Origin of the sequence: Sphingomonas sp. CFBP 8765 (assembly GCF_014841445.1) — a bacterium.
Lineage (GTDB): Bacteria > Pseudomonadota > Alphaproteobacteria > Sphingomonadales > Sphingomonadaceae > Sphingomonas > Sphingomonas aerolata.
In genome coordinates this window covers 328,407-355,072 of the sequence record NZ_JACYTY010000002.1, presented here as the reverse complement: position 1 = coordinate 355,072, position 26,666 = coordinate 328,407, and the positions used below count along the sequence as shown (strand labels likewise).

Genomic DNA, 26,666 nt, shown 5'->3' with positions numbered 1-26,666 from the left:
GGGTGCGGGAGGGGGTGGAATACGGGGTGTCAGATGCGCCGGGCCGCTAGAAACTGTGCAGCGCGGGACAATTGCCTGAAAAACGGGCAGAGCGTCGCCGGACGATTTCTGATCAGCGGTCAGGAATAATTTCGCGTGCCTCGGCGAAATCGTCGGCGTCGACCATCACGCGGACCGGTATCAGCAGATCGCTGCCGTCGCCGATCGCCATGTCGCCATCGAACACGATCGCGGCGATGCCTTCGCTTTCGAGCCGACCGGCGATGATCAGCGCCTCGTTGCGGCTGTAGCGGCCAAGCTCGGCGAGACTCATCGGGCTGCACCGGGCGCGACGGTCGGCACGCGCGTCGGCAGACCATCGATGCTGCGCGGATGCTCGGCCCATTCGGCGAGCCGTTCGGCGTCGCTCTGCCCGGCTTGATATTTGGACAGGGTCTGGCGTTCGCGATCGAGCGTCATGACGGGCACGCCCCATCCGCAGCTCGTCTGCACCTGATCGACCGCGATCTCGAAGATCTGCCGGGTCCCCGGCAACGGCGTGAACTGCGCATAGAGCGCGTCCCAGCGATCGTCCTGCGGCAGCACCGCGGTGCCGTGCCCATAGATGCGGAAGATGAGCGCGGGACGGTCGAACGCGCAGAACATGATCGTGATGCGTCCGTCGGCGGCGAGATGTGCATTGGTCTCGTTCCCCGAGCCGCCGACGTCGAGATAGGCGACGGTGCCGGCGTCGAGCACGCGGAAGCTGTCCATGCCCTTGGGGCTGAGGTTGATCCGCGCACCCTCGGCCGCGGTCGCAACGAAGAACACGGGCTGGCGTTCGACGAACGCGCGGTGCGCGTCGGTAAGGGCGGGGAAGAAGTCCATGTCGCCACCCTATCAGGACCATCGCCCCGACGCGAACGGTGAACCGCTTTCCACGCCACTGAAAGCGCGGTTTGCGAATCGGTCGCAACGCTATTGCAAATCAGTCGCGACAACAGTAGCGAGCCGGAAAGGGGTTTTTCATGTCCGATCGTCGCTTCGCCCGCCTGCTGCTCGCCGGCACCATTCTCACGGCCGCGCTGCCCCCAGCACCGGCTTGGGCCACGTCCGCCCCGGATGACACGACCCCCAACGCGTCTGTGGCAGCGGCAACAAGCCTCGACGAGTCCGACGCGTCCGACGCGTTCGAACCGCAGGATCACGGCGTGATCGTCGTGACCGGCGAGAAGGCGACGACGATCGCGTCGTCGGGGACGAAGAGCGCGACGCCGATCGTCGAGACCCCGCAGTCGATCAGCGTGATCAGCGCCGCCGACATTGCCGGGCTGGGGCTGCAGAACCTCAATCAGGCGCTGCGCTTCGTCGCGGGTGTGACCCCCGAGACGCGCGGCGCATCGGCCGAAGTGTACGATCAGTTCAAGCTGCGCGGGTTCGACGCACCGGTCTATCTCGACGGCCTGCGCCAGTTCGGCAGCGCGACCGGCTATGCGGTGCCGCAGGTCGACGTGTCGCGGCTCGATCGGGTCGAGATTATCAAGGGCCCGGCGTCGGTGCTCTATGGCCAGTCGAGCCCGGGCGGTCTGGTCGCGGAGGTCAGCAAGCTGCCGCTTGATCGCGCAACCTATGGTGCGGTCAGCGGCACCTATGGCACCTACGACCTGTACCGCGTCGACGCTGATATCGGCGGGCGCGCAGGGGACGGCGTGCTGTGGCGCATCTATGGCAGCGCGAATGGCGCCGACGATCAGCAAACGCAGGGTCAGGGCAAGCGCGAACGCCAGACGATCTCCGCCGCGGTGACCGCCGGCGCGGGCAGCAGCACCAGCTTCACGCTGCTCGGCGCCTATTCGCACGATCCCTATAACGGCAATTACGGCGTCTTCCCCGCGCTCGGCACGTTGATCGACAACCCGGCGGGCAAGATCTCGACGAAATTCTACGGCGGCGAGCCGGGGGATTTCTTCAGCCGCGAACAGGCGGCGCTGACCTATATCTTCAACCATGATTTCGGCAGCGGCTGGGCGTTGCGGTCGTCGGGTCGCTATCAATATGTGAAGAGCGATCTGGGGATCGTCTATACCGGCGGACCGGCGCTCGATCCGTTTGCGACGGCGCCGACCGTCTATGGCCGCTACTCCTATTCGACGCGCGAACAGCTGAACAACTGGACGTTCGACAATCAGCTGACCGGCAAGGTCGTCACCGGACCGCTGACGCACAGCCTGTTGTTCGGCGCCGATCGGCAGGTCGCACATTCGGCCGGGCTCTCGGCCTTTGGCGGCGCGACGCCGATCGACGTGTTCAACCCGGTCTACGGGACGATGCCGACACCGCAGTCGCCGTTCGAGGTCGCGGGCTACGCCTTTGACGGCAGCCTGGCCGACGTCGCATCGGCCAATGTCCGCCAGCGCCAGCAGGGGGTCTATGCGCAGGACCAGATCGCGGTCGGCGGGCTGCGCGTGACGCTGAGCGGCCGCCAGGACTGGGCCCGCCAGGCGCGCGACGGGCTGGCACAGGAGGACGACAAATTCACCTGGCGCGCGGGCGCGCTGTACCTGCTGCCGTTCGGGCTTGCGCCCTATGCGAGCTACTCGACCTCGTTCGAGCCGCAGAATGCGCGCCTGCGCGACGGCAGCCTCGCCCAGCCCTCGCTCGGCAAGCAGATCGAGGCGGGGGCGAAATTCCAGCCGACCGGTACCGCGATCCTGGTCACCGCGGCCTGGTTCCGAATTGAGCAGACCAATGTCGTCGTCAACTATCCCGACTTCACCGCGGACCAAGTCGGCAAGGTCCGGTCGCAGGGTGTCGAGGTCGAGGCGAGCGCGCCGCTGCCCTACGGCTTCAACGCCAAGCTCGCCTATAGCCGCCAGCGCGTGAAGAAGGTCGAGGACGTCATCCCCGCAAATATCGGCCTGCCGCTCGCGACGGTCGGGCGCGGCGGGATCTCGGCGAACCTCGAATGGGCACCGACCGAAGGGCCGGCGTCGGGCTTTGCGATCGGCGGCGCGGTGCGGCACGTCGACAAGACCTATGCCGATTTCTATTCGGACGGCGTCGCGCGCTATTCGCCGGCCTATACGGTGTTCGACGCGCTGCTGCGTTATGATCTGGGCAAGCTCAGCCCGCGGCTTGCCAATGTCGATCTCGGCGTCAACGCGACCAACCTGTTCGACAAGAAGTATCTGACGAGCTGCTTCGCCAACTATGCCTGGTGCTGGTACGGCAACCGCCGCACCGTGCAGGCAACGATCGGGTATCGCTGGTAACCGGCTGCTCGACCATGCGCGGGCGGTTTATGCGCAGGTCGATGGCACATCTTGGCGTGTCGGCCGTTCAGCGGTCCGAGCGCATTCGTTCCGGATGCCGTCCAGCATAGGAGTTTAGCATGAACACGACGACCTTGAAGGGTGAAGGCCAGGATCTGCTCGATTCGGTGAAGCAGGCAGCAGGCAATGCGACGGGCGACAGCTCGCTCCAGGCCGGCGGCGTCGCCGACCAGATCGCAGGCACCGCGAACAAGGCGATCGGCACCGCGACCGACACCGTCGCGCCGCTCGCCGACAAGGCGCGTGCGTTTGCCAAGGATCGTCCGTTCGCCACCGCGGCGCTGGTTGGCGTCGTCGGCATCGCGCTGCTCAACACGCTGCGCGGCAAGTGATCGCCCGGGGCCGCGTCCGCGCGGCCCCGCTGGTCGGAGGATCTCGGCGGTGTCGGCGCGGGGCGAACGCCCTGTGACCCCACCCGCCGGCCTCTGGATCGGCACCAATCGCGGCGGGCTCCATCCGCTGCGACACGGCGATGGCTGGTCGACCGGCACGCCCTATCCCGATGCGATCAACGTGTCCTTCGGCGTCCATTCGCCGCGCCATGACCTCCATTATCTCGTCGACGAACGCGATGATGGCGCGATCGGCCTGTATCGCGCCACCGCCGACGGATGGCGACAGATCGCCCGCGTGGCGGTCGATGGGGACGCGCCCTGTCATCTCGCGCTGAGCCACGACCAGAGCCTGCTCGCCGTCGCCAATTATGCGAGCGGGAGCGTGTCGATCCTGGACCTCGATTCCAACGGCCTGCCGATCGCGCCAGCGCATGTCTTTGCGCATAACGGATCTGGTCCGAACCGCGAGCGTCAGACTAGCCCTCACGCGCATTGGGTCGGGTTCGGTGCAGAGGATCGCTGGCTCTATGCAACCGATCTGGGGACCGACGAGATCCGCGCCTTCTCGGTGGCGCCGGCGCCGGACGGCAACCGTGTCCGGGCGGCCGGCACAGCCTTTCACGCACCAGCGGGGTCGGGGCCACGCCATCTGCTGCTGCATCCGCAGGTGCCGCGGGTGGCGTATCTTGCCAACGAACTTACGAACACGCTGACCGTTTTGGTCGGCGGCGAGGGTCGGTACTCGGCGGCCAGGACCGTGTCGACGCTGCCGGAGGCGTATGAAGGTCCGAGCATCGTCGCGCATCTGGCGGTCAACGCGGCGGGGGACCGGCTTTATGTTTCCAACCGCGGGCATGACAGCATCGCGGTCTTCGCGCTCGACGCGAAAGGCGACCCGCGGCTGGTCCAGCATGCACCGGCGGGGGCGGCCTATCCGCGTCATTTCGTGCTGCTGGAGGACGAGGGCCTGATGGTGATCGCGAACGAGAAGGACGAATGCGTGACGCTGCTGCCGATCGACGCGGACGGGCTGCTCGGGCCGCATGTCGCCCGGGTCGCGGTTCCGGGGGCGGCGTTCGTACTGCCCCTCTAGGCTGCGCGTCTGCGCTCAGCGATAGGCGAGCGTCCAGCCGGGCGGCAGATAGTCGGTCGACATGTAATAATAGAAGAGGCAGCTGCCATCGGCGCGGTAGGTGCCGCCCTTGACGAGGCCGAGTGCGACCTGCCCTTCGAAAACCGGCGCACCGCTGTCACCCGACTTGCACGTCGGCCCTTCGACCGCGACCCAGGTCGGCAGGCACGCGCCGCCGCACAGATCGCCCGCGGGGGCGAAATCGACCATCGCGACCGGCGCGCAGCTATAGCCGGTGCGCTCGCCGCGGTGACAGACGAAGTCGCCCGCGCGCGTGCTGGTCCGGTTGCGCCATGTCGCGACGGTCCTGAGCCGGGTCTTGGCGGTATCGGCAAAGAAGGCGGGCAGCCGTGGCGCCGTCGCCGGCAGCGCGGGCGCGCGGTTGATCTGGACGTCCTGATACCCCCAGCCCCATTGGCCGACATAGGGCAGCGCGATCGCCCGCCGCTCCGTGCCCGCCGGCGGCCACCCGACATAATCGAGCGTGTCGGGACAATGCGCGGCGGTGGCGATCGCATCCGCGACGCCATCGGTGACGACGAATCCCGTCGTGCAGATATAGCGCCGGCCGTCGACCGTCCCGACCACCCGCCCCCCGCCCGCGACATCCGGCATCACGGTCACTGCGTCGGCAGGCGGGATCGTCGCCACGGGGATCCCGGGCACCGTGGCGCCCGGCGTGGCCGTTATGCCCGTCTGAAGCGCCATCGGCAGCATCGGGCGATCGCTGGCTTCGATCCGCACGGGAACGCCGGTCATATCGGCGAACTTGGCGGTGAGCGCGCCATCCCGGTCGAGCGCAAGGTCCGCGGTCGCGACCATCACGACGAGCGTACCCGTCCGCTGATCCGCACCGATGCCGGGGGGATGCGGAAGCGCAGCGCGGATCGCCGCCTGGAAGGTCCGGATCTGGCCGAGGATCCGGTCGAGCGTCGCCGCCGCGCCGGTCCGGAACACCAGCGGGACGCTCATCCCCCCCGCCTCGACGACGCGGTCCGCGACCGGGTCGGTGCCGGTCAGCAGCACCATGATCCGGTAGGCCGGGTCGTGCTCGACCGCGATGCCCGCGAGCCGATCGGCGAATTCGCGGCGCAGCGCATCGGTGACGGGAATCGTCGCCGCCTGCGCCCGCATCCGGTGGAGCGCGACATCGAGCGGCACGCCGAAACGCCGCGCATATTCCGCCGCGTCCTGCATCGCCGCGTCGACGGGGAGCTGGAGCTGCAGGGTGTCGACCGGCGCGATCGGCGATGAAACAGGCGGCGCGACACCGGTCTGCGCCGCGCCAGATGGTGCCGCGAACCCCAACCCCGCAACCAGCGCTCCGGCCAGCCCCGCCTGCATCCATCTCGCTGTCATGATCGGCAAACGTCCAGTTTCGGGGGCCAGCACCGGGTCGCGGGCCGTGCGCCACGACCGCCCCTGACCCCGACCTCGCCTAGCGCACCGGCGCGGTGTCGCGCGAGACGGATTTCAACGCGCGTCGCGCGCACGCCCCCGCGGGATCGCCGCCATTGTGCCCTAGGTTCGGCGGTGCAGCACTGCGCTGCGATTACAAAGGAATGCCACAGTGACTCTTGCTTTACCCGCCCGACATTTCTCGCCGGCCCCGCGACCCGCAACCGCGACCACAGCCGGGATCGCGGCCCCCGCCCCTACCCCGCCGCTGTTCGCGCTCGACCAGCTCGAGGTGACGTTCGACCCGCAGGCCGACACGCTGTGGACCTATATGCGGCCAAGGACGCGGCCGAGCTTCAACCCTGCGCTGCTCGCGGACTTTGGTCAGTGGCAGGCCGATATCCACAGCGCCCACACCTCCGGGGCGATGCCGATTCGCTATCTTGTGCTCGGCTCGCGATTCCCCGGCGTCTTCTCGCTCGGCGGTGATCTCGACCTGTTCGCACAGCATATCCGTGCCGGTCACCGCGAGGCGCTGGTCCAATATGGCCGCGCCTGCGTGCAGATCCTGCACCGCAACCTGCGCGGCCTCGATCTGCCGATCGTGACGATCGGTCTGGTTGAGGGCGATGCGCTGGGCGGCGGGTTTGAGGCGCTGCTGTCGTTCAACGTCGTCGTCGCCGAACGCGGCGCGAGTTTCGGGCTTCCCGAGACCGTGTTCGGGCTGTTCCCCGGCATGGGGGCGCACTGCTTCCTGTCGCGGCGTCTCGGCGCGGCGCGGGCCGAGCAGATGATCCTCAGCGGGCGCAACTACAGCGCGGAGGAGCTCTATGATCTGGGTATCGTCCACGCACTCGCCGACCCCGGCCAGGGCCGCCGGGTGATCGAGGACTATATCCGCCAGAACCGGCGTCGCCACAGCGGGCATTGCGCGATCTACGAGGCGTCGCGCGCGGTCAATCCGCTGACGCTCGATGAGCTCGAGGCGGTGGTCGACCTGTGGGCGGACGCCGCGTTGCGCCTCAGCGAGGGGGATCTCAAGCTGATGCGGCGGCTCGTCGCGGCGCAGACCCGTCTGCTCGACAAGCCGAAAGGCTGACGGACATCGCCCCCGGCCCTCAGGACAGCGCACGCATCCTGGGGGTTTCGTCGGCAAGCAGGTTCGCCACCTGGCTTGCCGACATCGGGCGCGCGAGCAGGAAACCCTGCACTGCGGTGCAGCGGGTGCGGCGCAGCTGCGCGAGCTGGGTCGGCGTCTCGATACCCTCGGCGACGGTTTGCATGCCGAGCGTCGCGGCCAGATCGACCACCGTCTGGATGATCGCCATCGACGCGGGATTGTCGTCGAGCGCGGTGATGAACGACCGGTCGATCTTGAGCGTCTGGAACGGGAATTTGGTGAGATAGCCGAGCGACGAATAGCCGGTGCCGAAATCGTCGAGCGTGGTGCCGACCGCCATCCGGTTGATCGCCGACAGCGCCGCCAGCGATGCGTCGATATCGTCGAGCAACACCGATTCGGTCACTTCGAGATCGAGCCGCCCCGGCGCGAGCCCGGTAGCGTCGAGCGCGTCCTTCAGCACCTTGGCGAGCCCGGGCGACAGGAGCTGGATCGGCGACAGGTTGACCGCGACGCGTACCGTGTCCGGCCAGTCGCGCGCGTGACGGCAAGCCTCGCGCAGCACCCAGGCGCCGATCTCGACGATCAGGCCGCTCTGTTCGGCGATCGGGATGAATTCGGCGGGCGACACGCTGCCGTGGCACGGACTGTCCCAGCGCAGCAGCGTCTCGCAGGACAGGATGCGGTGCGTCGCCAGGTCAAAGATCGGCTGGAAGGCGAGCCACAGCTCGCCGCGCGCGATCGCGCCGTGCAGGTCGCTGGTCAGCGCGCGCGTCCGTTCGATCTTCTCGTCCATCACCGGCTCGTAGAAGCAGAAGGCCCCCCGGCCGCTTTCCTTGGCGCGGTAGAGCGCGAGATCGGCATGTTTGAGCAGCGTGTCAGCGTCGCCCCCGTCGATCGGTGCGATCGCCACGCCGAGCGAGGCGCCGACGGTCAGCCGACGCCCGGCATAGGCCACCGGCTGTGCGACGAGGTCGAGGATGTGATCGGCGATCGTGCGGGCATCGTCGCGCGCGCCGATCGCGCAGACGACCGCGAATTCATCGCCGCCCAGCCGCGCGACGATCGCGTCGCCGGCCACCCCGATGGTGCCGCCATCGGTGACGAACGCGGTCTGGAGCCGCTGCGCAACCTCGGTCAGCAGCACGTTGCCCGCCAGGTGACCGAGCGAATCATTGATCTCCTTGAACCGGTCGAGATCGATCCAGTGGATCGACAGGAGCTCGCCGGTCGATTCCAGTCGGTGCAGCCGCCGCTCGAACCATTCGCGAAACGCGGTGCGGTTGGCGACCCCGGTGAGGTCGTCGCGTCGCGCGAATGCGGCGTGATGTTCGGCGAGCGCGGTCTTTTCGCTCGCCGCGATGGTCGCGCCGAGGATGGCCTCATAGGTCTGCAGCGTGATGTCGATCATCGCCAGCACGAACAGGATGATGACGATCGCAAGCACGGCGTTGAGCGGCTCACCCGACAGCAAGAGCCCCGCCGCGAGCGGCAGCGACGCGAGGCAAAGCTGCGCGAGCGCGATCGTCGGCCGACCGGCATTGCGTCCGGCAATCCCCGCCGCATAGCCGATCGCCGTCGTCACCGAGAGGAGATGAAGCACGCCGTCCGCGGTCCGGGTCAGCGTCAGCAGCCCGAACATGCCAAGCAGCGCGGAAAAGGCGAAGGCGCCGATGCGGTAGTAAAACTCCCACTGTCCTGCCCGCGGGCGCTCGGCGGCACCCCGATCGACAGCAAATACGTCAGCGCCCTGTTGATCGGGCACGCGCTGGACGATGCCGATGATCCGCAGTGCGGCGACCAGCCCGATCAGCACCGCGAAGCCGGCAAGCCAGCGATCGCCACTCGTGACAGCCACGACCGTGGCGATACCCGTGCTCGTCAACGCACCGATCACCAGCGACTTGGGTGAGGCATAGAGCGAGGTGACCAGAGTCGCCCGGACGTCCGCGGCGACCGCGTGATCCGAGTGGCGAAGCTGCCTCAACCGGGTAATGAAATGCGTCATGGCACCTTCGAACAGACTGTAACCGTAGGGTAAAGCGGTTAAGCAAACGCTACGATCCCGCGCGCGGGCGGTTCGCCGCAATGGGGTTCAGCTTCGACCGGGTGTCCGCTAGCAGGGATAATGATCCCAATCGCACCGCGTTCCGATACGCCCGGCCTGCTGGCCGCCCTTGCACTGTGCGCCATGCTCGCCGGCTGCGGCACGACGCGCTACCGCCCGGTCAGCGACTACCCGGTCAAGATCGGCCGCCCTTACAGCGTGCGCGGCACGACCTACCGGCCCGCCGATCTGCCGGGCTATGACGCGGTCGGCATGGCGAGTTGGTATGGCCGGGAATCGGGCAACCAGACTGCGAACGGCGAACGGTTTCGTGTGAAGGGCATTTCTGCCGCGCATACCGTCCTCCCGCTGCCGAGTTATGTCGAGGTCACTGCGCTCGACACCGGCCGGACGATCCTGCTGCGGATCAACGACCGCGGGCCGTTCACGCCCTCGCGGCTGATCGACCTGTCACGCGGCGCCGCCCGGCTGCTCGGGATCGAGCGCCTCGGCCGGGCCGCAGTCCGCGTCCGCCGCGTCGAGCCCGATGCAAAAGACCGGGCGCGGTTACGGGCCGGCAAGCAAGCATCAGCGAGACCCGATGCCTCGCCCGACGAACTCGCCGCGCTGCGCGCGCGGCTGACGGATCAGTCCTTCCAGGCCCAGTAGAGCTGTGCCGGGGGCACGTTCCACCATTCCATGTCGTGATCGATCGATTCGAAATGCGGGGTGAGGAAGTCCTTCACCTTCGGGCTGAACTGATAGACCAGGAACGCGCCGCCGCTGCGCAGCACCGAATGCGTGCCGGCGGCGATCGCCGGACCGACGCCGGGGGGCAGCGTCGAAAAGGGCAGGCCCGACAGGACATAGTCGGCCGATTCGAAGCCGTGATCGGCGACGATCTTTTCGACATCGGCCGCCGATCCGAGCACCGCCGAAAACCGCGGATCGGTAATCGTGTGGCGCAGATAGCGGATGAAATCGGGGTTGGTGTCGATCACGATCAGCGTCGCGTCGGGCGCCATGCGGTCGAGAATCGGGCGGCAGAAAGTGCCGACGCCGGGTCCATATTCGACGAACACCTTGGTGTTGTCCCAGTCGACCCGGCCGAGCATCTTGCGGATCAGCTTGTCCGAGGACGGCACGATCGAGCCGACCATGACAGGGTGTTTCAGGAATTCGGTGAAGAACATCTGCCACGGGGAGGGCACGCCGGCGGGGCGGGTGCGCGCGCGCCGGGCGGCTGTGGTCGGACTGGGCATCGTGTTCCTTACGATCAGGGATCCCGCGCGCACGCGAGGCTTTAAGCCCCCCGTCGCACGGATTCCAAACGTGTTTCAAGGCCTGCGGGTTGCATCACGCGACGAACCGCACCGAACGCGACCAGTGCCCGGCGCCGCAACCCGCGCTTGCCAACCCCCGGGCTTGGCTTAAGCATTGGGCATGCACGACGAGCGGACGGGCCAGACGGCGGTCATTTTCATGTCGAACCGTAACGGCACCGACCCCGCCGGCTATGCCGCGGCCGCCGCCGCGATGCAGGCGCTCGCCGCGACGCAGCCCGGCTATCGCGGGATCGACAGCGTGCGCGACGAAGCCGGACTGGGGATCACGATCAGCTATTGGGCGGACGACGCCGCGGCGATCGCGTGGCGCGACGATCCCGACCATGCCGCGATTCGCGAGCGCGGGCGGGCGCTCTGGTATGACCGCTACCGCGTCACCGTCGCACGGGTCGAGCGCGACTATGACTGGGCGCGGCCATGACCGGCACCGGTCGCGAGGATGCGCGGATCGATCGTCGCTTCGCGCTGATGTTCCTCGTCATGCTGACGATCGCGGCGGGCAATACCGCGCTGCAATCGGTGCTGCCCGCGCTCGGCCGGTCGCTGGGCGTCGCCGACAGCGCGGTGGCGGGCGCGTTTTCGGTGTCCGCGCTGCTGTGGGTGATCGCCGCGCCGTTCTGGGCGAACCGGTCCGACCGGCATGGCCGCCGCGCGATGATACTGCTCGGCATCGGCGGGTTCAGCGTGTCGCTGACATTGTGCGGGCTGTTCCTGATGGCGGGTATCAACCACTGGATCGGCGGGACCGCGGCGTTCGGCTGCTTCATCGCCGGGCGGCTGATCTATGGCGCATTCGGTGCCGCCGCGCCGCCCGCGGTGCAGGCGCTGGTCGCGGGCGAGACGACGCGCGCGGAGCGGACCCGCGCGCTGACGCTGCTCGCTTCCGCCTTCGGGCTCGGCACGATCCTGGGGCCGGCGATCGCGCCCTATCTGATCCTCGGGTCGGTCGGCGGACTCGAGGTAGGGCTGGCGGGCCCCGCCTTCCTGTTCGCGCTGTTCGGCGTGGCGGTGTGGATCACGGTGCGGCGGATGCTGCCCGACGACCGGATCGTCGCGCCGCATGACGATATGCACGGCGCGAGTTCGGCCTATCCGTCGATCGGCGGCGCGCCGAGCGGTGCGTCGGTCACTGCCGCGACCCAGTCGCATGTCGAACAGGTCGGCTATACCGATCCGCGCATCCGCGCCTGGATGATCGCCGGGCTGGTGATGGGGCATGCGCAGGCGATGACCGGGCAGGCGATCGGGTTCCTGGTGATCGACCGGCTCAACCTTGCGCCCGCACTTGCGCTCGAGCCGACGGGGATCGTGCTGATGATGGGCGCGGGTGCAGCGCTGCTCGCGCAATGGGGAATCATTCCGCGGCTCAACCTGACCCCGCGCCAGCTCGTCCTGACCGGGCTGGTGCTGGCGGCGGCGGGCACCGCGCTGACGGGGATCGCGACCTCGCTCTACACGATCGCGACCGCTTATGCGCTGGCGAGTCTCGGTTTCGGCTTCACGCGGCCGGGCTTTACCGCGGGTGCCTCGCTCGCGGTCGGCGCGAATGCGCAAGGGTCGGTCGCGGGCAAGGTGACCAGCATCAACGGCGCGAGCTTCGTGCTCGGGCCGTCGATCGGGGTCGGACTGTACGAGGCGCAACATTCGCTGCCTTATCTGGTCGCGGGCGCAGCGTGCGTGGTGTTGATCGGCTATGCCTGGGTGACGCTGAATGAGGCGAAGGACGCGTCGGGCGGCTGACCCGGGATTCGTCAGGCCGCGGCTCCGCTATTTCGCCGACATTCCGATGCAGTACAGAAGCAGCGGAACCCCGATCAAGAGGATCATCAGTAACAAGTTCATCTGGATCAGTCGGTTGAGCCATTTCGGCTGCCCGGCAGCGTCCCGATCGGCCTCTTCCTTTGAATAGTCTTCGACGATTTCCATATCGAATTGCTTCGAAAAGAAATGCCTGGGACGCATCCGCAACGAGGTTTTCGGGGACAGGGCGTCTTCATCGACGTCGCGGCGCGCTGGCGAGTGATCGCCAGATTCAGAGGCTGGGCCTGACATTGCGTGGTTTCCGTATATTCGAGATCATGGGCGTGCAGCGCACGTCCCAAAGGTCAGATCGAATAAAGCCCGAACTCCAGCGGCCTATAGCCGCGAGCTCGGGCTAACCCCGTGCGGCGAGTTGGCCGGCGTGATCGAGGAAACGCTTATGTGTCGCGGATGCGTACATGAAAGTTACATTGGACCCGTGCCCGGTAATGTCAACACATGGCACAAGATCAGGGCCATTCGGCCAGTCGACTATCGACCGCCAAATGGAACCATGCGGGCGGTAGCCCCTCTCCCGTCAAGGAGAGGGGCGGTGATCACGCCGCGCCTTTGCTGGGGAAGGCGAAGCCGATCGGCTGGATGGCGGTCGCGTCCTGTTTCAGGCGGGCGGCCATCTGCTCATATTCTCGCTCGGTTTCGGGCGTGACGCTGGCGCGCGATTCCTTCAAAGCGTTCTCGAAATCGGCCATCGTCACGTCGGTCGAATCGATCGAGCGACGCAACGCGACCAGGCCTGCGCGGCGGACGACGTCCTCCAGATCCGCACCCGAAAACCGGTCGGTACGGTCCGCGAGACGATCGAGATCGACGTCGGACGCGAGCGGCATCTTCTGCGTCTGGATGCCGAGGATCCGCCGGCGCCCCGCCGTGTCGGGTACGCCGACATAGACGAGCTCGTCGAACCGCCCCGGGCGCAGCAGCGCCGGGTCGATCAGATTGGGGCGGTTGGTCGCGCCGATCACGACGACCGACTGGAGTTCTTCCAGACCGTCCATCTCGGCGAGGATCGTGTTGACGACGCGCTCGGTCACCTGCGGCTCACCCGCGCCGCTGCCGCGTGCGGGCACCAGCGAATCGAGTTCGTCGATGAAGATCACGCAGGGTGCGACCTGACGCGCGCGCTGGAACAGCCGGGTGATCTGCTGCTCGCTCTCACCATACCATTTGCTGAGCAGGTCTGACGATTTGGTGGCGATGAAATTCGCCTCCGCCTCGCGCGCGACCGCCTTGGCGAGCAGGGTCTTGCCGGTACCGGGCGGGCCGTAGAGCAGGAAGCCCTTGGCCGGGCGGATGCCAAGCCGCCGGAACGCGTCGGGATTCTTGAGCGGAAGCTCGACGCCTTCCTTCAGCCGCATCTGCGCATCGTCGAGCCCGCCGACATCGGCCCAGCGCACGGTCGGCGCCTGGACCATGACCTCGCGCATCGCCGACGGCTGGACGCGTTTGAGCGCGCCAAGGAAATCCTCGCGCGTGACCGACAAGTCGTCGAGCACCTCGGGCGGGATCGTGCGTTCCTCGAGGTTGAGCTTGGGCATGATCCGCCGCACCGCCTCGATCGCCGCCTCACGCGCCAGCGCTGCGAGATCGGCACCGACAAAGCCGTAGGTCGTGCGCGCCAGCTCGTCGAGATCGACACGGTCGCCCAAAGGCATGCCACGCGCATGGATGCCGAGGATTTCGCGGCGGCCGCGCTCATCGGGAACGCCGACGACGATCTCACGGTCGAACCGGCCGGGACGCCGCAGCGCCTCGTCGATCGCCTCGGGACGATTGGTCGCGGCGATCACGACGAGATTGGCGCGTGCCTCAAGCCCGTCCATCAGCGTCAGCAGCTGCGCGACGAGACGCTTTTCGGCCTCGCCCGATACCTGCCCGCGCTTGGGTGCGATCGAATCGATCTCGTCGATGAAGACGATCGACGGCGCGGCCTTGGCGGCCTCCTCGAACACCTGGCGCAGCTTGCCTTCCGACTCGCCATAGGCCGACCCCATGATCTCGGGGCCGTTGATCAGGAAGAACTGCGCATCGGACTCGTTGGCGACCGCGCGCGCGAGCCGCGTCTTGCCGGTGCCGGGGGGGCCGTGCAGCAGCACGCCCTTGGGCGGATCAACGCCGAGGCGCTGAAAGAGTTCGGGATAGCGCAGCGGCAGCTCGACCATCTCGCGCAGCTGGTCGATCGTCTGCGCCATGCCGCCGATATCGTCATAGGTGACGTCGGCGCGGCGTGCGTCCTGCGGCTCTTCATATTCGGGGCGCAGCTCGATCTCGGTATTCTCGTCGATATGGACGACGCCCTTGGGGCTGGCGGCGATTACCGCGAGGCGGATCTCCTGCAGTGCATAGGCGGGCGCGTTCATGAACTGCTGGACGCCCGCGGGCATGTTGCCGACGCGCTGATGCCCCGCGGTCGCGACGATGTCGCCCTGGCAGATCGGCCGGCCGAGAAACGTGCGCTTCAACGCGTTGGTCGAGCCCTGAAGCCGCAGATTTTGCTGTGCGGGTGCGAAGACGACGCGCGTCGCGGGCTTCGATTCGGCTTTGCGCACCTCGACGAAATCGCCCGAGCCCACACCCGCATTCGCGCGCTGGAGCCCGTCGATGCGCAGGATGTCGAGCCCCTCGTCCTCCGGATACGGCCCGACCGCACGCGCGGGCGTGTTCTGCTTGCCGAGGATCTCGATCACGTCGCCCTCGCCGATGCCGAGCGTCGCCATCAGCGCGCGCGGCAGATGCGCCAGGCCGCGGCCGCTGTCCTCGGGACGCGCGTTCGCCACCTGGATTTTCCGCGTCGGGGTTTCGCTATCGGGCATCTCGACTCCTTCAAACTCGAAGCGTGTCAGATGGGGGGCCGCCGCCGGGCTTGCGAGGACTTGAAAAGACAAAAAAAGGGCCGGCCAATGAAGGCCAGCCCATGAAAGTTTTTAGGAGAGGATGCCTGAAAGGCGAGGTCTTTTTGCGTCGAGGCGGTTCATGTTGCAAGTGCGAATGGATCCGCTACGATTGCGCTAACTGCAATCGTAGGCTTCAATGCGGCCAATGATGCGGATCACATGCATCGAGTCGGATAAGGGAGTCGGGGAGGAATCATGCGGAGGCTGCCGCCACTCGGGGCTATCGAGGCGTTCGTCCAGGTCGCGCGGCTGGGCTCGATCAAGGCCGCCGCGGAGGATCTGGCGCTGTCCGCGCCCGCGCTCAGCCGGCGCGTGCAGAGCCTTGAGCGCTTCATCGCCAAGCCACTGTTCGCGCGGCGGCACCAGGCGATGGTGCTGAATGCGGACGGGGAACGCCTGCTCGCGCAGATCGCACCGGTGCTCGATTCGCTGTCGGATGCCGTCGAATCGATGACCAGCACGACCGAGGTGCTGCGGCTGCGGCTGGGCATCCTGCCGCTCTATGCGTCGCAGAAGCTGTTCCCGCGGCTCGGCGAACTGCGCGCGTCGCATCCCGAACTGCATCTCGACATCGATACCGCGGCGCATCTGGTATCGCGGCTGGGCGACGGGCTGGACGCGGTGATCGCGCTGTCGCGCGAGATCGATCCGGCCTTCTATGCGCGGCGGCTCGATCGCAATTCGGTCTATGTGATCGGTGCGCGCACCCTGCTCGACCGCGCCGATCCGATCACCCGACCCGAACAGCTCTCGACGCTGACCGCGCTGGTCCACCGCGACATGACGGATACGTTCACCGCTTGGCGGACGGCTGCGGGGCTCGACGATATCGAGCCGCTGGCGATCGATCATTTCGATTCGGGGGCGCTGATGCTCGAAGCGGCGGCGCAAGGGCTGGGCGTCGCGTTCATGCATGCCAGCCATTTCGAGGATGCGAACGATCCGCGGCTCGTGCGGCTGTTCGAAATCGAGGTGGAGAGCCCGTACAGCTATTGGTTCGTCTGCCGCCCGCGCGCATTGCAGGCCAAGCCGGTCAAGCTGTTCCACGACTGGCTGATCAAGACGCTGGCGGAAGTTTAGCAAGGCACAGCCTCCGCTCGGATACCGGATGTACGGTTGAGAGAGGGTCAGGGTAGCAACCGCGACGCGCTTCTGACTTGAAGCGCGTCGGGGCTAAGCCGCGCCGTCGGACGGAGCTTTGCTCCGCCGGCCGGCTTCGACTGTCTCCGACGCAGCTTGGCTGCGCCGGTGCAGTCTTCAGCTCAGGCTGCGCTTGCCTTCACAATCTTGCCGGGTGCGCGCGGCGGCTCGCCCTTGGGGAGCGCGTCGATCAGCTCCATGCCGTTGGTGACTTCACCCCAGACGGTGTACTGCTTGTCGAGGAAGCGCGCGTCGTCGAACACGATGAAGAACTGCGAGTTCGCCGTGTCGGGCTGGTTGGTGCGCGCCATCGAGCACACGCCGCGGACATGCGGCTCAGCCGAGAATTCCGCCTTGAGGTTCGGCTTGTCCGAGCCCGACATGCCGGTGCCGGTGGGATCGCCGCCCTGCGCCATGAAGCCCGGGATCACGCGGTGGAACACGACGCCGTCATAGAAGCCGTCATTGGCCAGCTCGACGATGCGCTCGACATGCTTCGGGGCCAGATCGGGGCGCAGCTTGATCGTCACGTCACCGCCGTCGAGGGTCAGCGTCAGCGTTTCGGGGGTATCGGCCATTGGGTCTTCTCCTGAATTGATGCGCGGCAGATAGGGATCCACCCCGCGACTGGCAAATGCATGCGCAGCGCGTTAGGGCCCAAGCGCACGCTTTTAAGGGAGGCAGCCATGAGCGAACTCGAGCTTCCCGAGGTCGAAACCGAGACCCAGCCCGAAACGCAGCTCGATCGCGACGACCGGTTGCGGCCCGAATTCGTCCGCGCCGTGCTCGACGCGGTCGAGGACGGCGACAATGCGGCGGCACGCGCGCTGGTCGAGCCGCTGCACCCCGCCGACATCGCCGATCTGTTCGAGCTGACGCCGCAGGAGGATCGCGCGGCGCTGGCGCGCGCGGTCACCGATCTGCTCGACGGCGACGTGTTCGCCGAGATGAACGATTATGTCCGCGAGGATCTGATCGATGCGCTCGAGCCGCACCAGGTCGCCGACCTTGCCTCCGAACTCGATACCGATGACGCGGTCGCGATCATCGAGGACATGGACGAGGACGAGCAGCGCGCGGTGCTGCGCGCGCTCGATCCCGACGATCGCGCCGCGATCGAGGAGGCGCTGAGCTACCCCGAGGAGTCCGCGGGCCGCCTGATGCAGCGCGAGCTGATCGCGGTGCCCGAGCACTGGACCGTCGGCGACGCGATCGATTATCTGCGTGGTCACGAGGAGCTGACGACCGATTTCTGGGAAATCTTCGTCGTCGACCCCGCGCACAAGCCGATCGGCACGTGCCAGCTGTCGTGGATGCTGCGCACGCCGCGCGGGATCGCAATGGCCGATGTGATGAAGCGCGAACAGACGCTGATCCCGGTCGACATGGACCAGGAAGAGGTGGCGCTCCGCTTCCAGAAATATGCGCTGATCTCCGCCGCGGTGGTCGATCATGGCGGCCGGCTGGTCGGCATGATCACCGTCGACGACATCGTCCACATCATTTCCGAAGAGGCGGGCGAGGATACGCTGCGTCTGGCAGGGGCTGGCGACGGCGACATCAACGAACCGATCCGGCTGACGGTGCGGACGCGCTTCACCTGGCTGGTGGTCAATCTGGGCACCGCGATGGTCGCATCGTCGGTCGTCGGGCTGTTCCAGGGGACGATCGCGAGCTTCGCTCTGCTTGCGGTGCTGATGCCGATCGTCTCGGGGATGGGCGGCAATGCCGGGACGCAGACGCTCGCGGTCGTGGTCCGCGCGCTCGCGACCAACCAGCTGACGAGTTCGAACACCAAGCGGATGATCGTCCGCGAATTCCGGATCGCCACCGCCAATGGCGTCATGCTGGGCACGCTGATCGGGCTTGGCACCTATGTGATCTTCCGCAACACCGACCTGTCGATCGTGATCGCCGCGGCGATGCTGACCAACAACATCACCGCAGGGCTTTCCGGCGTGCTGGTGCCGATCACGCTCGACAAGTTCCGGATCGATCCCGCGGTCTCGTCGGCGGTATTCGTGACCACGATGACCGATACGATGGGGTTCTTCTCGTTCCTCGGCCTTGCCAGCCTGTGGGGGCTGCACGGTTGACGCTCCGGTTGACTGGCGCGGATTAGCGCCCATTTCCAGACGGATGCCGCTTCACCTCACCAAAGTCGCGTTCGGCGCGGACAGCGTCGACCATCTGGCGGAGCGCCTGCGGCTGCGCGGTGAGGAGGGCCCCGTGTTTCTCACCACCCGCTACCTGCCCAAGCGACACGAGGAGGTGGCGGGGCCGGTCGGCGAAGGCGGCTCGATGTACTGGATCCTGAAGCACCAGCTGATCGCGCGCTCGCCGATCCTGGGCTTTGGCGAGGCGGAGGGCGGACGAGTCGCGATCCATATCGACCCCAAACTGGTGCTCGTTCAGGCGCGGCCGAAACGCGCGCATCAGGGGTGGCGGTATCTCGAGGGGGCGGATGCGCCGCTCGATCTCGGCGGCGACGCGACCGGGCTCGACATCATGCCGCCCGCGCTGATGACCAAGCTCGCCGAACTCGCGCTGATCTAGCCTGCGCGGTTAGCGGCCACAGATCACCGGGCCGGTGGCGGCGGCGCGGACCGTGCAGGCGGCGGTGCCCGCGACCGTGACCGAGCCCGCACCGCCGTTCGTCACCTGCGCGGTGCGGCGCGCCGAGGCGCGGGTTTCGCCGACGCCGTCCTGCATGACGACGAGATCATCGACAGCCAGTGCGGTCGCGTCGATCAGCCCCGGACCACTGACGGTCAGACGTGCACGTGCGCTGCGCCCTGCCAGCGTCATCCGCCCGGTGCCGATGACGGTGGCGTTCAGCTGGTCCGCCTGCGCATCGTTCACCGCAAGGCTGCCCGCACCGCTGACCGCGAGATCCAGCCGCATCCCCTTCATGCGATCGATCGTCAGCCGCCCCCCCGCCACGACGCTGGCAAAGGCGAGACGCGGCGTGGACAGCGTCACGATCACCGGGCGCTGCGCCCCCGTCTCGGGGCGTTCGCCCCAGCGGCTCGTGCTCCGCCGGACCGACAGCGTCGCGCCGTCGACGCGGATCTCGACCGCCTCGGTCGCATGCGGATCCCCCGCGACCTTTGCGCCGGGCGATCCCGTGACGAGGCGCACGTCGAACGGACCGTCGATCCGGACCCGCTCGAAGCTGCCCACCGATACGCTACGATCGGCCGCGGCCGCGGCGACGGGACAGGCAAACAGGAGCGGCAGGACAAGAAAACGGATCATGGCGCGATCGTTGCCGCTTCGACGCACCGACGCAAGCCGCGCGCGCAGCGGATCACGGTGCGCAGCGGACCGAGCCGGAGCCCATCTTGGACACGGTGCACCGCGCGGCGCTGCCCAGGTCGACATCGCCCGACCCCATCATGTCGACGGTGGCTGGACCATCGACGACCGCGCGGACGCTGCCCGAGCCGGCAATCTCGACCCGCGCGGACCGGGCCTTGAGCCCGGCTGCGTCGACATCCCCCGAGCCGGCGATCTCGACCGCCAGCGCCCGCGCGGATCCCGCCGCTGAGACGCTGCCCGAGCCCGCGATCGCGACGGCGAGGTCGTCGACCTTCACCGCCGCGACCCCCAGACTGCCGGAGCCCGCGATATCAGCCGCGAATCGCGTTCCCTCGACCCGGTCGACGGTCATGTCCCCCGATCCCGATATCGTCGCCCCCGCCAGCCGCGGCAACGTGACGAAGACCTTGACCTTGCCCGATCGCCCCCAGTTGAGATTGACGCCCTTGCGCCGCCCGATCTCGAGCGTGTCGCCGTCCCGCTCGATCGTCAGCCGGTCGAGCGCCTCGGCAGGCCCCTGCGCACGCACCGAAAAGCCAGTTCCCACGCGCACATCGACATCGCTCGCCCCACGCAGGTCGATCGAGCTGAAATCGCTGACCATATAGGTGCGGGTCGTGCCGGTGCCGCTCGGCGATGCCCCCGCCCCGTCATCGTCTCCCGACCAGCTGAACGAGCAGGCAGCAAGCGGCATCATCAGACCGAGCGCGAGATACTTCATGGCATCCTCCCGTGTATTGCACAAACAATACACCCTATCGGCGAGAGGCGGAAGCGGAATCCGTGGTGGTCGTCGGCCGACGGACCAGAAACGCAAAAGGGCGGCCCCGCGGGACCGCCCTTGCGTCATCGAACGGAGCGCCAGCGGTCAGGCGGGCAGCTTGTCCTTGTTGTAGATCGCGGCGGCGGCGCGGAGGATGTCGAGGATCTTCTCCTGCGCCTTGGGCTCATCAATCTCTTCCATCGCGGCGAGTTCGCGGGCGAGACGGCTGGTCGCACCTTCGAAGATCTGACGCTCGGAATAGCTCTGCTCGGGCTGGTCGTCGGCGCGGAACAGGTCGCGGACCACTTCGGCGATCGACACGAGGTCGCCCGAATTGATCTTCGCCTCATATTCCTGCGCGCGGCGCGACCACATGGTGCGCTTGACCTTGGGCTTGCCCTTGAGCGTGTCCATCGCCTCGCGCATCGTTTTGTCCGAAGACAATTTGCGCATGCCGACGCTTTCGGCCTTGTTGGTCGGAACGCGGAGCGTCATGCGCTCCTTCTCGAAACGGAGGACGTAAAGTTCGAGCGTCATGCCGGCGATTTCCGAGCGTTGCAGCTCGATCACACGGCCGACTCCGTGCTTTGGGTAAACGACGAAATCACCGACGTCGAAGGACAGTGCCTTGGCAGCCATTGGGGGCCTTTCCGGATCAATGCCTCCACGCGGTGCCACAGCGACGCGTTCGCCGGATTGCACCGTGGAGGAATAGGGTTCGAACATACTCCAGGCGGACGACTTGACATATCGCGCCCGTCACGGACCCAATTACCATCTTTGCAACAAAATTACCAGCCGATCGTGACAGCCCTCGTGCCCCAATCCGCCATAAAGACACGAATTTCGTGCGATTTTCAGTCGCCGGCGCCGGGCTCGGGCGAGAAATACTTGTCGAACTTGCCCTCAACGCCCTTCATCGCGTCCGCGTCGGGGGGCGTCTGGTTGTCGTTGCGAGTGACGTTGGGCCACTGCGCAGAGAAGGTCGTGTTGAGTTCGAGCCACTGCTCCAGCCCGCTCTCGGTGTCGGGCAGGATCGCCTCGGCGGGGCATTCGGGTTCGCACACGCCGCAGTCGATGCACTCGCTGGGATTGATCACCAGCATGTTCTCGCCCTCATAGAAGCAATCGACCGGGCACACTTCCACGCAATCCATGTACTTGCAGCGGATGCAGGCATCGGTGACGACGTAGGTCATTGCAGAACTCCTGGGCCGGATTCCTTCCCGGCGACGAACGGCCTGCGACTATGCGCGCAGGCCCGTCGCGTCAATCATAGCAAGCCTTCTGCGAGACGTTATCAGGCTTTGCCGCCTCCGACCGCCTCCGCCCAAACCACGCCGTCATCCTGACGAAAGTCAGGATCCAAGGCAATGAGACGCTGTCCTTTGGTATCCTGGATCCTGACTTTCGTCAGGATGACGGGCGGGGTGGTGCGACGTCGTCCGCTTCGGTGCCGGCGGGGGTCTGGCCGGCGATCAGGTCTTGATAGCACGCCTGCGCTTCGGGGGCGGGACCGCGGCGTGTCGGCAGTGCCTCGATGCGGATCACGCGGACGCGGTCGTTGGCGGCGAAGGTGAGGACGTTGCCGATCCGGACGGGACAGTGTGCGCGGTCGATCGCGCGGCCGTCGATTCGCAGATGCCCCTTCTCGGCAATCGCCTGGGCCGCGCTGCGCGTCTTGGCGAGCCGGACGAACCACAGGAACCGATCGATCCGCATCGCGCCTTCACCCATGGCGGACCAGTGCGGCAAGCCCGGCAAACGCGTTCTGCCGCGACGGGTCGATCGGCGTCGCAGGGACCGCGCGCGCGGGCGGGCGGCCGCGCCAGACCCAACGCGGCGTGTCGCCCGCCAGCGCCTTGAAGCCGAGCTCGGCCATCAGCCGCTCGATCGACGCAGGCTCGAGCCCGATCGAGGTCGCGAGCGCCGGGTCGGGCGCGAACGGTGCGCGGCCGGTACGCGAATCATGCGCGGCGCGGGCGATACGCTCGATCAGGTCGACGCGCACCGCCTGAAGCCCCAGCGGACGAAACCCGGCCTCGAGCGTCGCGCCATCACTGCCGCGCGCGAGCACGGTCGCCCCGTCGCGTGGCGCAGTGATCACCGCGCCGCGGACGCCAGCGAGGATACGGCGCCAGCGCGCCGGCTCGGGCTTGAGCAGGCGGACGTCGAACAGGTCGAGCGCACCGATCATGATGCCGATTTTGCGCAACCGCTTGCGCTCGTCGGGATCGACCGCCTCGAGCGCGAGCCGCATCGGCAGGCGGGGCAGGATCCCGCCCGCTTCCTCGATCGCGCTGGCGACCGCGCGCAACGCCGGGGTCGCGTCCGCGTCGCGGCTGAGCGCGGCAAGATCGACAAGCACCGCGAGCCGCCGCTTGAGCATCGCCGCGAGCCAGCGCGACAGGCGCGTCTCGATCCGCTCGCGCGCCGCCTTGTCGAGACAGTCGAGCGCGCGATCGAGGATCAGTTTCGGGCGGGCGAAGGACGGGCCGGCGCCGAGACGGGCGACCGGATGCCCCGCCCACACGATCTGCGCCGACTCGTCGAGCGCGATGTCCGCATCCGGCGCATCGACGAGCGACTGGCCGCGGCGCGTGCGTTCGCCCGCCAGCCGCTTTTCGGCGGCGGCGAGCAGCAGGCGCTTGTCGCTGGCGCGCGCGTCGGCGGCGACGGTGAAGCGGAAGCCGTCGAGCCGGCCGATCGGATGATCCTCGACCATCACCTCGCCCTCCGGACCGATCACGACGGGGAGCGACGCGGCGTCCGCACCGATCTGGCGCATCAGCGCGGTCGTGCGCTTGTCGACGAAGCGCTGCGTCAGGCTGGCATGGAGCGCGTCGGACAGGCGCTCCTCGAGCGCGGCGGTGCGCGCGGCCCAGTGCGCGGGCTCGGCGAGCCAGTCGGCCCGCTGCGCGATATAGGCCCAGATCCGCGTCGCCGCGATCCGGCCCGCGATCACCGGCACGTCGCCCGCGACGGTGTCGAGCCGCGCGATCTCGTCGGCGAACCATTGGTGCGGGATATGCCCCCGCCCCTCGCTGAGATGCCCGAACACGCGCGAGACAAAGCGCGCATGCGGGTCGAGCCCGACCTTGCGGAAATCGGGGATGCCGCACGCCGCCCAGAGCCGTGCGACCATCTTCGGGTGCCGCGTCCGTTCGCGCACCCAGCCCTCCTCGGCGAGCCGCTTGAGCACGCCGAGGTCGAGCGCCTGGGGTGCGGCGCGCAGGACGCCCGCGGGCGGACGCGCCTCGAGGCTCGCGACGAGCGCGTCGATGCTGGCGAAATCGGGTTCGCCCTGACGCCAGTAGAGATTTTCGAGTCGGGGAAAGCGGTGCTCCTCGATCGCGAGCACCTCTTCGGGAAGGAACGCGCCCGGCCCGTCGTCGGACAGCGCGCCGAACGTGCCGTCGCGCTGGTGTCGCCCGGCGCGGCCCGCGATCTGCGCCATCTCGGCGACGGTCAGGCGACGCTGGCGCTTGCCGTCGAACTTGTTGAGGCTGGCGAACGCGACATGCGCGACGTCCATGTTGAGCCCCATGCCGATCGCGTCGGTGGCGACGAGATAATCGACCTCGCCCGCCTGGAACATCGCGACCTGCGCGTTGCGGGTCCGGGGTGACAGCGCGCCCATCACCACCGCGGCGCCACCGCGCAGCCGGCGGAGCATCTCGGCGACCGCATAGACCTCCTCGGCCGAGAAGGCGACGATCGCGGAGCGCTTGGGCAGGCGGCTGATCTTCTTGGCGCCCGCATAGGTGAGCGTCGAGAAACGCGGGCGGTTGACGATCTCCGCCCCGGGCACGAGCGCCTTGATCATCGGTCGCAGCGCCTCGGAGCCTAGGATCATCGTCTCCTCGCGTCCGCGGGCACGCAGCAGCCGGTCGGTGAAGACATGGCCGCGTTCGGGATCGGCGCCCAGCTGCGCCTCGTCCAGCCCGACGAACGCGACGTCGCGGTCGGGCATGGATTCGGCGGTGCAGAGCAGCCAGCGCGCATCGGGCGGCATGATCTTTTCCTCGCCGGTGACCAGCGCGACGCGGTTCGCGCCCTTGATCGCGACGACGCGGTCATAGACCTCGCGCGCCAGCAGCCGCAGCGGGAAGCCGATCATGCCGCTGGAATGCGCGCACATCCGCTCGATCGCGAGGTGCGTCTTGCCTGTGTTGGTCGGCCCCAGGACCGCGGTCACGCCGCCGGACACATCGTCACTCATAGCCCAGAACATCGGGCGTAAGGTCGCGCGGCGCAATGACCGGCAGGACAAGTTCGCCGTATTCCGCGCACGGGTTTCCGTCCGCCCCCGCCGCACCACGCCTCGTCGCCACGCGTGGCGGGCGTGCGGCGGGTTAATTTGACTTTAGGACCCTTGCTGCACAGGACTCCGACCCGCGCCGGGGGGAACGGCGAGCCTGGCCGGAAATGTGCGCCAGGAATTTGGGCCACGAGGTGCGCGACGTGTATCTAGGGACGGAGCAGGAGCTGGGGCTGGCGGGCGGCATCGACGCCCGGGGGTTCGGGCGCGCCGCCGCCACCGGTTCCGGCGCCCTTCCCCGGGGCATCACGCGGTTGCACAACGCCGCGACGCGGATCGACTGGGTGCCCGATCTGGGCAGCGCGATCGGCAGCGCCGTCTGGTGGCGCGGCCTCGCGACCTGCACCGCGCTGTGCGCCGCGACCGTCATGCTCGCCCCCGGCTTTCGTCCGCTGACCGGCGGCGTCCCGGCACCGCTGGCCGGTTCGGCACGCGAGCAGGCGCGGGCACTGGCGATCGCGCCGCTCGGCCAGGGCGCGGATACGGGGCGGCGGATGGCGGCGAACGACCTTGTCGTACCGCTCGCGCAGGCACCCGAACGGCCGAGCGTCGACCTTGCCGCGACACTGGGTCAGGGCGATGCCTTCGACCGGGTCCTGATCCGCGCGGGCGTCAGCCGGCGTGACGCCAGTGCTGCATCGGCGCTGATCGCGCAGACGGTCGATCCCGGCGCGATCCCGGCGGGCACGCGGATCGCGCTGACGCTGGGCCGGCGCGCGGATCGCACGGTCGCGCGCCCACTCGACTCGCTCGCGGTGCGCGCGCGGTTCGACCTGGACGTGTCGCTGCACCGCACCGCAGCGGGTCTGGCGATGACGCGCACGGCGATCGCGGTCGACCGCACCCCGCTGCGGATCCAGGGGCTTGCCGGATCGAGCCTGTACCGGTCGATGCGCGCCGCCGGCGTGTCCGCCAAGGCGGTCGAGACCTATATCAAGGCGATCGCGACACGGCTGTCGATCGGGCGCGACGTCAGCGCCACGGACCGTTTCGACCTGATCGTCGCCCGCGAACGCGCCGCGACCGGGGAAACGCGGATCGGCGCGCTGCTGTTCGCCGGGATCGACCAGGGACGGCGCACGCTGCAACTCGTCCGCTTCGCACCGACCACCACGACCGACCCACAGGCGGATCCGGACGCGGTAGAGGGTGACGACGCTGGCCGCGGCGGCTGGTTCGACGCCAATGGCCAGACCGAACGCCGCGCTGTGTCGGGCATGCCGGTGATCGGCCGCATCACGTCCGGTTTCGGCCTGCGCGTGCATCCGCTGCTCGGCTTCACGCGGATGCACAAGGGACTCGACATCGGGGCGCCGCGGGGCGCGCCGATCCACGCGATGACCGACGGGGTGGTGAGCTTCGCGGGCCGGACCGGCGGCTATGGCAATTTCGTCAAGCTCGTCCACGGCGGCGGTCTGGCGAGCGGCTATGGCCATATGAGCCGGATCGCGGTCGCATCGGGCACGCGCGTACGCCAGGGCCAGGTCATCGGCTATGTCGGCTCGACCGGTATGTCGACGGGGCCGCATCTCCACTGGGAAGTGTGGAGGAACGGCGGCGCGATCAATCCGCGATCGGTATCGCTGGCGAGCGCGGCACAGCTGTCCGGCCCGGCATTGCGCGCGTTCAAGGCGCGGGTCGCCCGCCTGCTCGCGGTCCGCACCGGCACCTAGCGACGCGCGCCGCGCCGTACGTGTCTGCAACCGGCGTCGAGTCCCCG

25 protein-coding genes are annotated in these 26,666 nt (G+C 68.0%); 11 read left to right on the top strand and 14 right to left on the bottom strand.

All coding sequences use genetic code 11. The features are described from left to right. Positions 1 to 112: 112 nt before the first annotated feature. Both IFT87_RS06170 and IFT87_RS06165 read right to left on the bottom strand, forming a co-directional pair. A complete protein-coding gene (locus IFT87_RS06170; RefSeq protein ID WP_037529810.1) occupies positions 113 to 313 on the bottom strand; it encodes a putative signal transducing protein in 201 nt (66 codons plus the stop codon). Then, positions 310 to 867, bottom strand: coding sequence for a pyridoxamine 5'-phosphate oxidase family protein (locus tag IFT87_RS06165; RefSeq protein WP_037529809.1), 558 nt, complete (start codon positions 865 to 867; stop codon positions 310 to 312). The genes IFT87_RS06170 and IFT87_RS06165 overlap by 4 nt, the downstream gene beginning before the upstream one ends. 140 nt (positions 868 to 1,007) lie before the next feature. On the opposite strand from IFT87_RS06165, the gene IFT87_RS06160 reads away from it, so the two are divergent. From IFT87_RS06160 to IFT87_RS06150, 3 genes are all read left to right on the top strand, one after another. Then, entirely contained in the window at positions 1,008 to 3,251 is a 2,244-nt protein-coding gene (locus IFT87_RS06160) for a TonB-dependent siderophore receptor (RefSeq protein ID WP_192007885.1), read from the top strand. Positions 3,252 to 3,370: 119 nt separating this feature from the next. After that, positions 3,371 to 3,643 (top strand): CsbD family protein, encoded by a 273-nt coding sequence (locus IFT87_RS06155; protein WP_192007883.1) that lies wholly within the window; start codon positions 3,371 to 3,373, stop codon positions 3,641 to 3,643. Positions 3,644 to 3,716: 73 nt separating this feature from the next. After that, positions 3,717 to 4,739, top strand: a complete 1,023-nt coding sequence (locus tag IFT87_RS06150) for a lactonase family protein (RefSeq protein WP_037530029.1) — start codon at positions 3,717 to 3,719, stop codon at positions 4,737 to 4,739. Positions 4,740 to 4,754: 15 nt separating this feature from the next. On the opposite strand, the gene IFT87_RS06145 is transcribed toward IFT87_RS06150, so the two are convergent. Next, positions 4,755 to 6,137, bottom strand: a complete 1,383-nt coding sequence (locus IFT87_RS06145) for a hypothetical protein (RefSeq protein ID WP_192007882.1) — start codon at positions 6,135 to 6,137, stop codon at positions 4,755 to 4,757. A gap of 211 nt (positions 6,138 to 6,348) precedes the next feature. On the opposite strand from IFT87_RS06145, the gene IFT87_RS06140 reads away from it, so the two are divergent. Next, complete coding sequence (locus tag IFT87_RS06140; protein WP_342211134.1) at positions 6,349 to 7,275, top strand: crotonase/enoyl-CoA hydratase family protein; 927 nt, start codon at positions 6,349 to 6,351, stop codon at positions 7,273 to 7,275. A 19-nt stretch (positions 7,276 to 7,294) separates the two neighbouring features. On the opposite strand, the gene IFT87_RS06135 is transcribed toward IFT87_RS06140, so the two are convergent. Beyond that, positions 7,295 to 9,304, bottom strand: a complete 2,010-nt coding sequence (locus IFT87_RS06135; RefSeq protein ID WP_192007881.1) for a putative bifunctional diguanylate cyclase/phosphodiesterase — start codon at positions 9,302 to 9,304, stop codon at positions 7,295 to 7,297. Between the two features lie 120 nt (positions 9,305 to 9,424). Here IFT87_RS06135 and IFT87_RS06130 point away from each other — a divergent pair, with 120 nt between their 5' ends. Beyond that, positions 9,425 to 10,012 carry a septal ring lytic transglycosylase RlpA family protein gene (locus tag IFT87_RS06130; RefSeq protein WP_084215170.1) on the top strand — a complete coding sequence of 196 codons (588 nt, stop codon included), beginning with the start codon at positions 9,425 to 9,427 and terminating at the stop codon, positions 10,010 to 10,012. On the opposite strand, the gene IFT87_RS06125 is transcribed toward IFT87_RS06130, so the two are convergent. Beyond that, on the bottom strand, positions 9,991 to 10,605 hold the full coding sequence (locus IFT87_RS06125) for a class I SAM-dependent methyltransferase (protein ID WP_031394390.1): 615 nt from the start codon (positions 10,603 to 10,605) through the stop codon (positions 9,991 to 9,993). The genes IFT87_RS06130 and IFT87_RS06125 overlap by 22 nt on opposite strands. A 181-nt stretch (positions 10,606 to 10,786) precedes the next feature. On the opposite strand from IFT87_RS06125, the gene IFT87_RS06120 reads away from it, so the two are divergent. After that, entirely contained in the window at positions 10,787 to 11,110 is a 324-nt protein-coding gene (locus IFT87_RS06120; protein WP_037530030.1) for an antibiotic biosynthesis monooxygenase, read from the top strand. Then, entirely contained in the window at positions 11,107 to 12,429 is a 1,323-nt protein-coding gene (locus IFT87_RS06115; protein ID WP_037530031.1) for an MFS transporter, read from the top strand. The genes IFT87_RS06120 and IFT87_RS06115 overlap by 4 nt, the downstream gene beginning before the upstream one ends. A gap of 27 nt (positions 12,430 to 12,456) precedes the next feature. On the opposite strand, the gene IFT87_RS06110 is transcribed toward IFT87_RS06115, so the two are convergent. Then, on the bottom strand, positions 12,457 to 12,741 hold the full coding sequence (locus tag IFT87_RS06110; protein WP_128082199.1) for a hypothetical protein: 285 nt from the start codon (positions 12,739 to 12,741) through the stop codon (positions 12,457 to 12,459). A 305-nt stretch (positions 12,742 to 13,046) separates the two neighbouring features. Beyond that, positions 13,047 to 15,320 carry a CDC48 family AAA ATPase gene (locus IFT87_RS06105; RefSeq protein WP_037530033.1) on the bottom strand — a complete coding sequence of 758 codons (2,274 nt, stop codon included), beginning with the start codon at positions 15,318 to 15,320 and terminating at the stop codon, positions 13,047 to 13,049. Between the two features lie 276 nt (positions 15,321 to 15,596). Between IFT87_RS06105 and IFT87_RS06100 the strand changes: the two genes are divergently transcribed. Beyond that, complete coding sequence (locus tag IFT87_RS06100) at positions 15,597 to 16,481, top strand: LysR substrate-binding domain-containing protein (protein ID WP_037530034.1); 885 nt, start codon at positions 15,597 to 15,599, stop codon at positions 16,479 to 16,481. Positions 16,482 to 16,663: 182 nt separating this feature from the next. On the opposite strand, the gene IFT87_RS06095 is transcribed toward IFT87_RS06100, so the two are convergent. After that, entirely contained in the window at positions 16,664 to 17,119 is a 456-nt protein-coding gene (locus IFT87_RS06095; RefSeq protein WP_192007879.1) for a peptidylprolyl isomerase, read from the bottom strand. A 108-nt stretch (positions 17,120 to 17,227) separates the two neighbouring features. Between IFT87_RS06095 and mgtE the strand changes: the two genes are divergently transcribed. Together mgtE and IFT87_RS06085 are read left to right on the top strand one after the other, a co-directional pair. Further along, positions 17,228 to 18,637, top strand: coding sequence for a magnesium transporter (gene mgtE / locus IFT87_RS06090; protein ID WP_031440994.1), 1,410 nt, complete (start codon positions 17,228 to 17,230; stop codon positions 18,635 to 18,637). 43 nt (positions 18,638 to 18,680) lie between these two features. Further along, positions 18,681 to 19,097, top strand: a complete 417-nt coding sequence (locus tag IFT87_RS06085) for a DUF1489 family protein (protein WP_037530035.1) — start codon at positions 18,681 to 18,683, stop codon at positions 19,095 to 19,097. A gap of 9 nt (positions 19,098 to 19,106) precedes the next feature. On the opposite strand, the gene IFT87_RS06080 is transcribed toward IFT87_RS06085, so the two are convergent. The 6 genes from IFT87_RS06080 to IFT87_RS06055 form a co-directional block, all read right to left on the bottom strand. After that, positions 19,107 to 19,799: a GIN domain-containing protein gene (locus tag IFT87_RS06080; RefSeq protein WP_037530036.1), complete on the bottom strand. Its 693-nt coding sequence runs from the start codon at positions 19,797 to 19,799 to the stop codon at positions 19,107 to 19,109. Between the two features lie 52 nt (positions 19,800 to 19,851). Then, on the bottom strand, positions 19,852 to 20,583 hold the full coding sequence (locus IFT87_RS06075; RefSeq protein WP_037530038.1) for a head GIN domain-containing protein: 732 nt from the start codon (positions 20,581 to 20,583) through the stop codon (positions 19,852 to 19,854). A 147-nt stretch (positions 20,584 to 20,730) separates the two neighbouring features. Next, entirely contained in the window at positions 20,731 to 21,264 is a 534-nt protein-coding gene (locus tag IFT87_RS06070) for a CarD family transcriptional regulator (protein ID WP_031393647.1), read from the bottom strand. A gap of 218 nt (positions 21,265 to 21,482) precedes the next feature. Continuing rightward, on the bottom strand, positions 21,483 to 21,824 hold the full coding sequence (gene fdxA / locus IFT87_RS06065; protein WP_031393648.1) for a ferredoxin FdxA: 342 nt from the start codon (positions 21,822 to 21,824) through the stop codon (positions 21,483 to 21,485). A 214-nt stretch (positions 21,825 to 22,038) separates the two neighbouring features. Continuing rightward, positions 22,039 to 22,362, bottom strand: coding sequence for an RNA-binding S4 domain-containing protein (locus IFT87_RS06060; protein ID WP_042466606.1), 324 nt, complete (start codon positions 22,360 to 22,362; stop codon positions 22,039 to 22,041). Next, positions 22,355 to 24,847, bottom strand: a complete 2,493-nt coding sequence (locus IFT87_RS06055; RefSeq protein WP_192007878.1) for a helicase-related protein — start codon at positions 24,845 to 24,847, stop codon at positions 22,355 to 22,357. The genes IFT87_RS06060 and IFT87_RS06055 overlap by 8 nt, the downstream gene beginning before the upstream one ends. A gap of 242 nt (positions 24,848 to 25,089) precedes the next feature. Here IFT87_RS06055 and IFT87_RS06050 point away from each other — a divergent pair, with 242 nt between their 5' ends. Then, entirely contained in the window at positions 25,090 to 26,619 is a 1,530-nt protein-coding gene (locus tag IFT87_RS06050) for a peptidoglycan DD-metalloendopeptidase family protein (RefSeq protein WP_192007877.1), read from the top strand. Positions 26,620 to 26,666: the final 47 nt, after the last annotated feature.

Excerpts from the sequence above, each read along its gene's own strand:
- IFT87_RS06170 (WP_037529810.1), bottom strand. The coding sequence starts at position 313 with ATGAGTCTCGCCGAGCTTGGCCGCTACAGCCGCAACGAGGCGCTGATC.
- IFT87_RS06165 (WP_037529809.1), bottom strand. The coding sequence starts at position 867 with ATGGACTTCTTCCCCGCCCTTACCGACGCGCACCGCGCGTTCGTCGAA.
- IFT87_RS06160 (WP_192007885.1), top strand. The coding sequence starts at position 1,008 with ATGTCCGATCGTCGCTTCGCCCGCCTGCTGCTCGCCGGCACCATTCTC.
- IFT87_RS06155 (WP_192007883.1), top strand. The coding sequence starts at position 3,371 with ATGAACACGACGACCTTGAAGGGTGAAGGCCAGGATCTGCTCGATTCG.
- IFT87_RS06145 (WP_192007882.1), bottom strand. The coding sequence starts at position 6,137 with ATGACAGCGAGATGGATGCAGGCGGGGCTGGCCGGAGCGCTGGTTGCG.
- IFT87_RS06135 (WP_192007881.1), bottom strand. The coding sequence starts at position 9,304 with ATGACGCATTTCATTACCCGGTTGAGGCAGCTTCGCCACTCGGATCAC.
- IFT87_RS06130 (WP_084215170.1), top strand. The coding sequence starts at position 9,425 with ATGATCCCAATCGCACCGCGTTCCGATACGCCCGGCCTGCTGGCCGCC.
- IFT87_RS06125 (WP_031394390.1), bottom strand. The coding sequence starts at position 10,605 with ATGCCCAGTCCGACCACAGCCGCCCGGCGCGCGCGCACCCGCCCCGCC.
- IFT87_RS06120 (WP_037530030.1), top strand. The coding sequence starts at position 10,787 with ATGCACGACGAGCGGACGGGCCAGACGGCGGTCATTTTCATGTCGAAC.
- IFT87_RS06115 (WP_037530031.1), top strand. The coding sequence starts at position 11,107 with ATGACCGGCACCGGTCGCGAGGATGCGCGGATCGATCGTCGCTTCGCG.
- IFT87_RS06110 (WP_128082199.1), bottom strand. The coding sequence starts at position 12,741 with ATGTCAGGCCCAGCCTCTGAATCTGGCGATCACTCGCCAGCGCGCCGC.
- IFT87_RS06105 (WP_037530033.1), bottom strand. The coding sequence starts at position 15,320 with ATGCCCGATAGCGAAACCCCGACGCGGAAAATCCAGGTGGCGAACGCG.
- IFT87_RS06100 (WP_037530034.1), top strand. The coding sequence starts at position 15,597 with ATGCGGAGGCTGCCGCCACTCGGGGCTATCGAGGCGTTCGTCCAGGTC.
- IFT87_RS06095 (WP_192007879.1), bottom strand. The coding sequence starts at position 17,119 with ATGGCCGATACCCCCGAAACGCTGACGCTGACCCTCGACGGCGGTGAC.
- mgtE (WP_031440994.1), top strand. The coding sequence starts at position 17,228 with ATGAGCGAACTCGAGCTTCCCGAGGTCGAAACCGAGACCCAGCCCGAA.
- IFT87_RS06085 (WP_037530035.1), top strand. The coding sequence starts at position 18,681 with ATGCCGCTTCACCTCACCAAAGTCGCGTTCGGCGCGGACAGCGTCGAC.
- IFT87_RS06080 (WP_037530036.1), bottom strand. The coding sequence starts at position 19,799 with ATGATCCGTTTTCTTGTCCTGCCGCTCCTGTTTGCCTGTCCCGTCGCC.
- IFT87_RS06075 (WP_037530038.1), bottom strand. The coding sequence starts at position 20,583 with ATGAAGTATCTCGCGCTCGGTCTGATGATGCCGCTTGCTGCCTGCTCG.
- IFT87_RS06070 (WP_031393647.1), bottom strand. The coding sequence starts at position 21,264 with ATGGCTGCCAAGGCACTGTCCTTCGACGTCGGTGATTTCGTCGTTTAC.
- fdxA (WP_031393648.1), bottom strand. The coding sequence starts at position 21,824 with ATGACCTACGTCGTCACCGATGCCTGCATCCGCTGCAAGTACATGGAT.
- IFT87_RS06060 (WP_042466606.1), bottom strand. The coding sequence starts at position 22,362 with ATGGGTGAAGGCGCGATGCGGATCGATCGGTTCCTGTGGTTCGTCCGG.
- IFT87_RS06055 (WP_192007878.1), bottom strand. The coding sequence starts at position 24,847 with ATGAGTGACGATGTGTCCGGCGGCGTGACCGCGGTCCTGGGGCCGACC.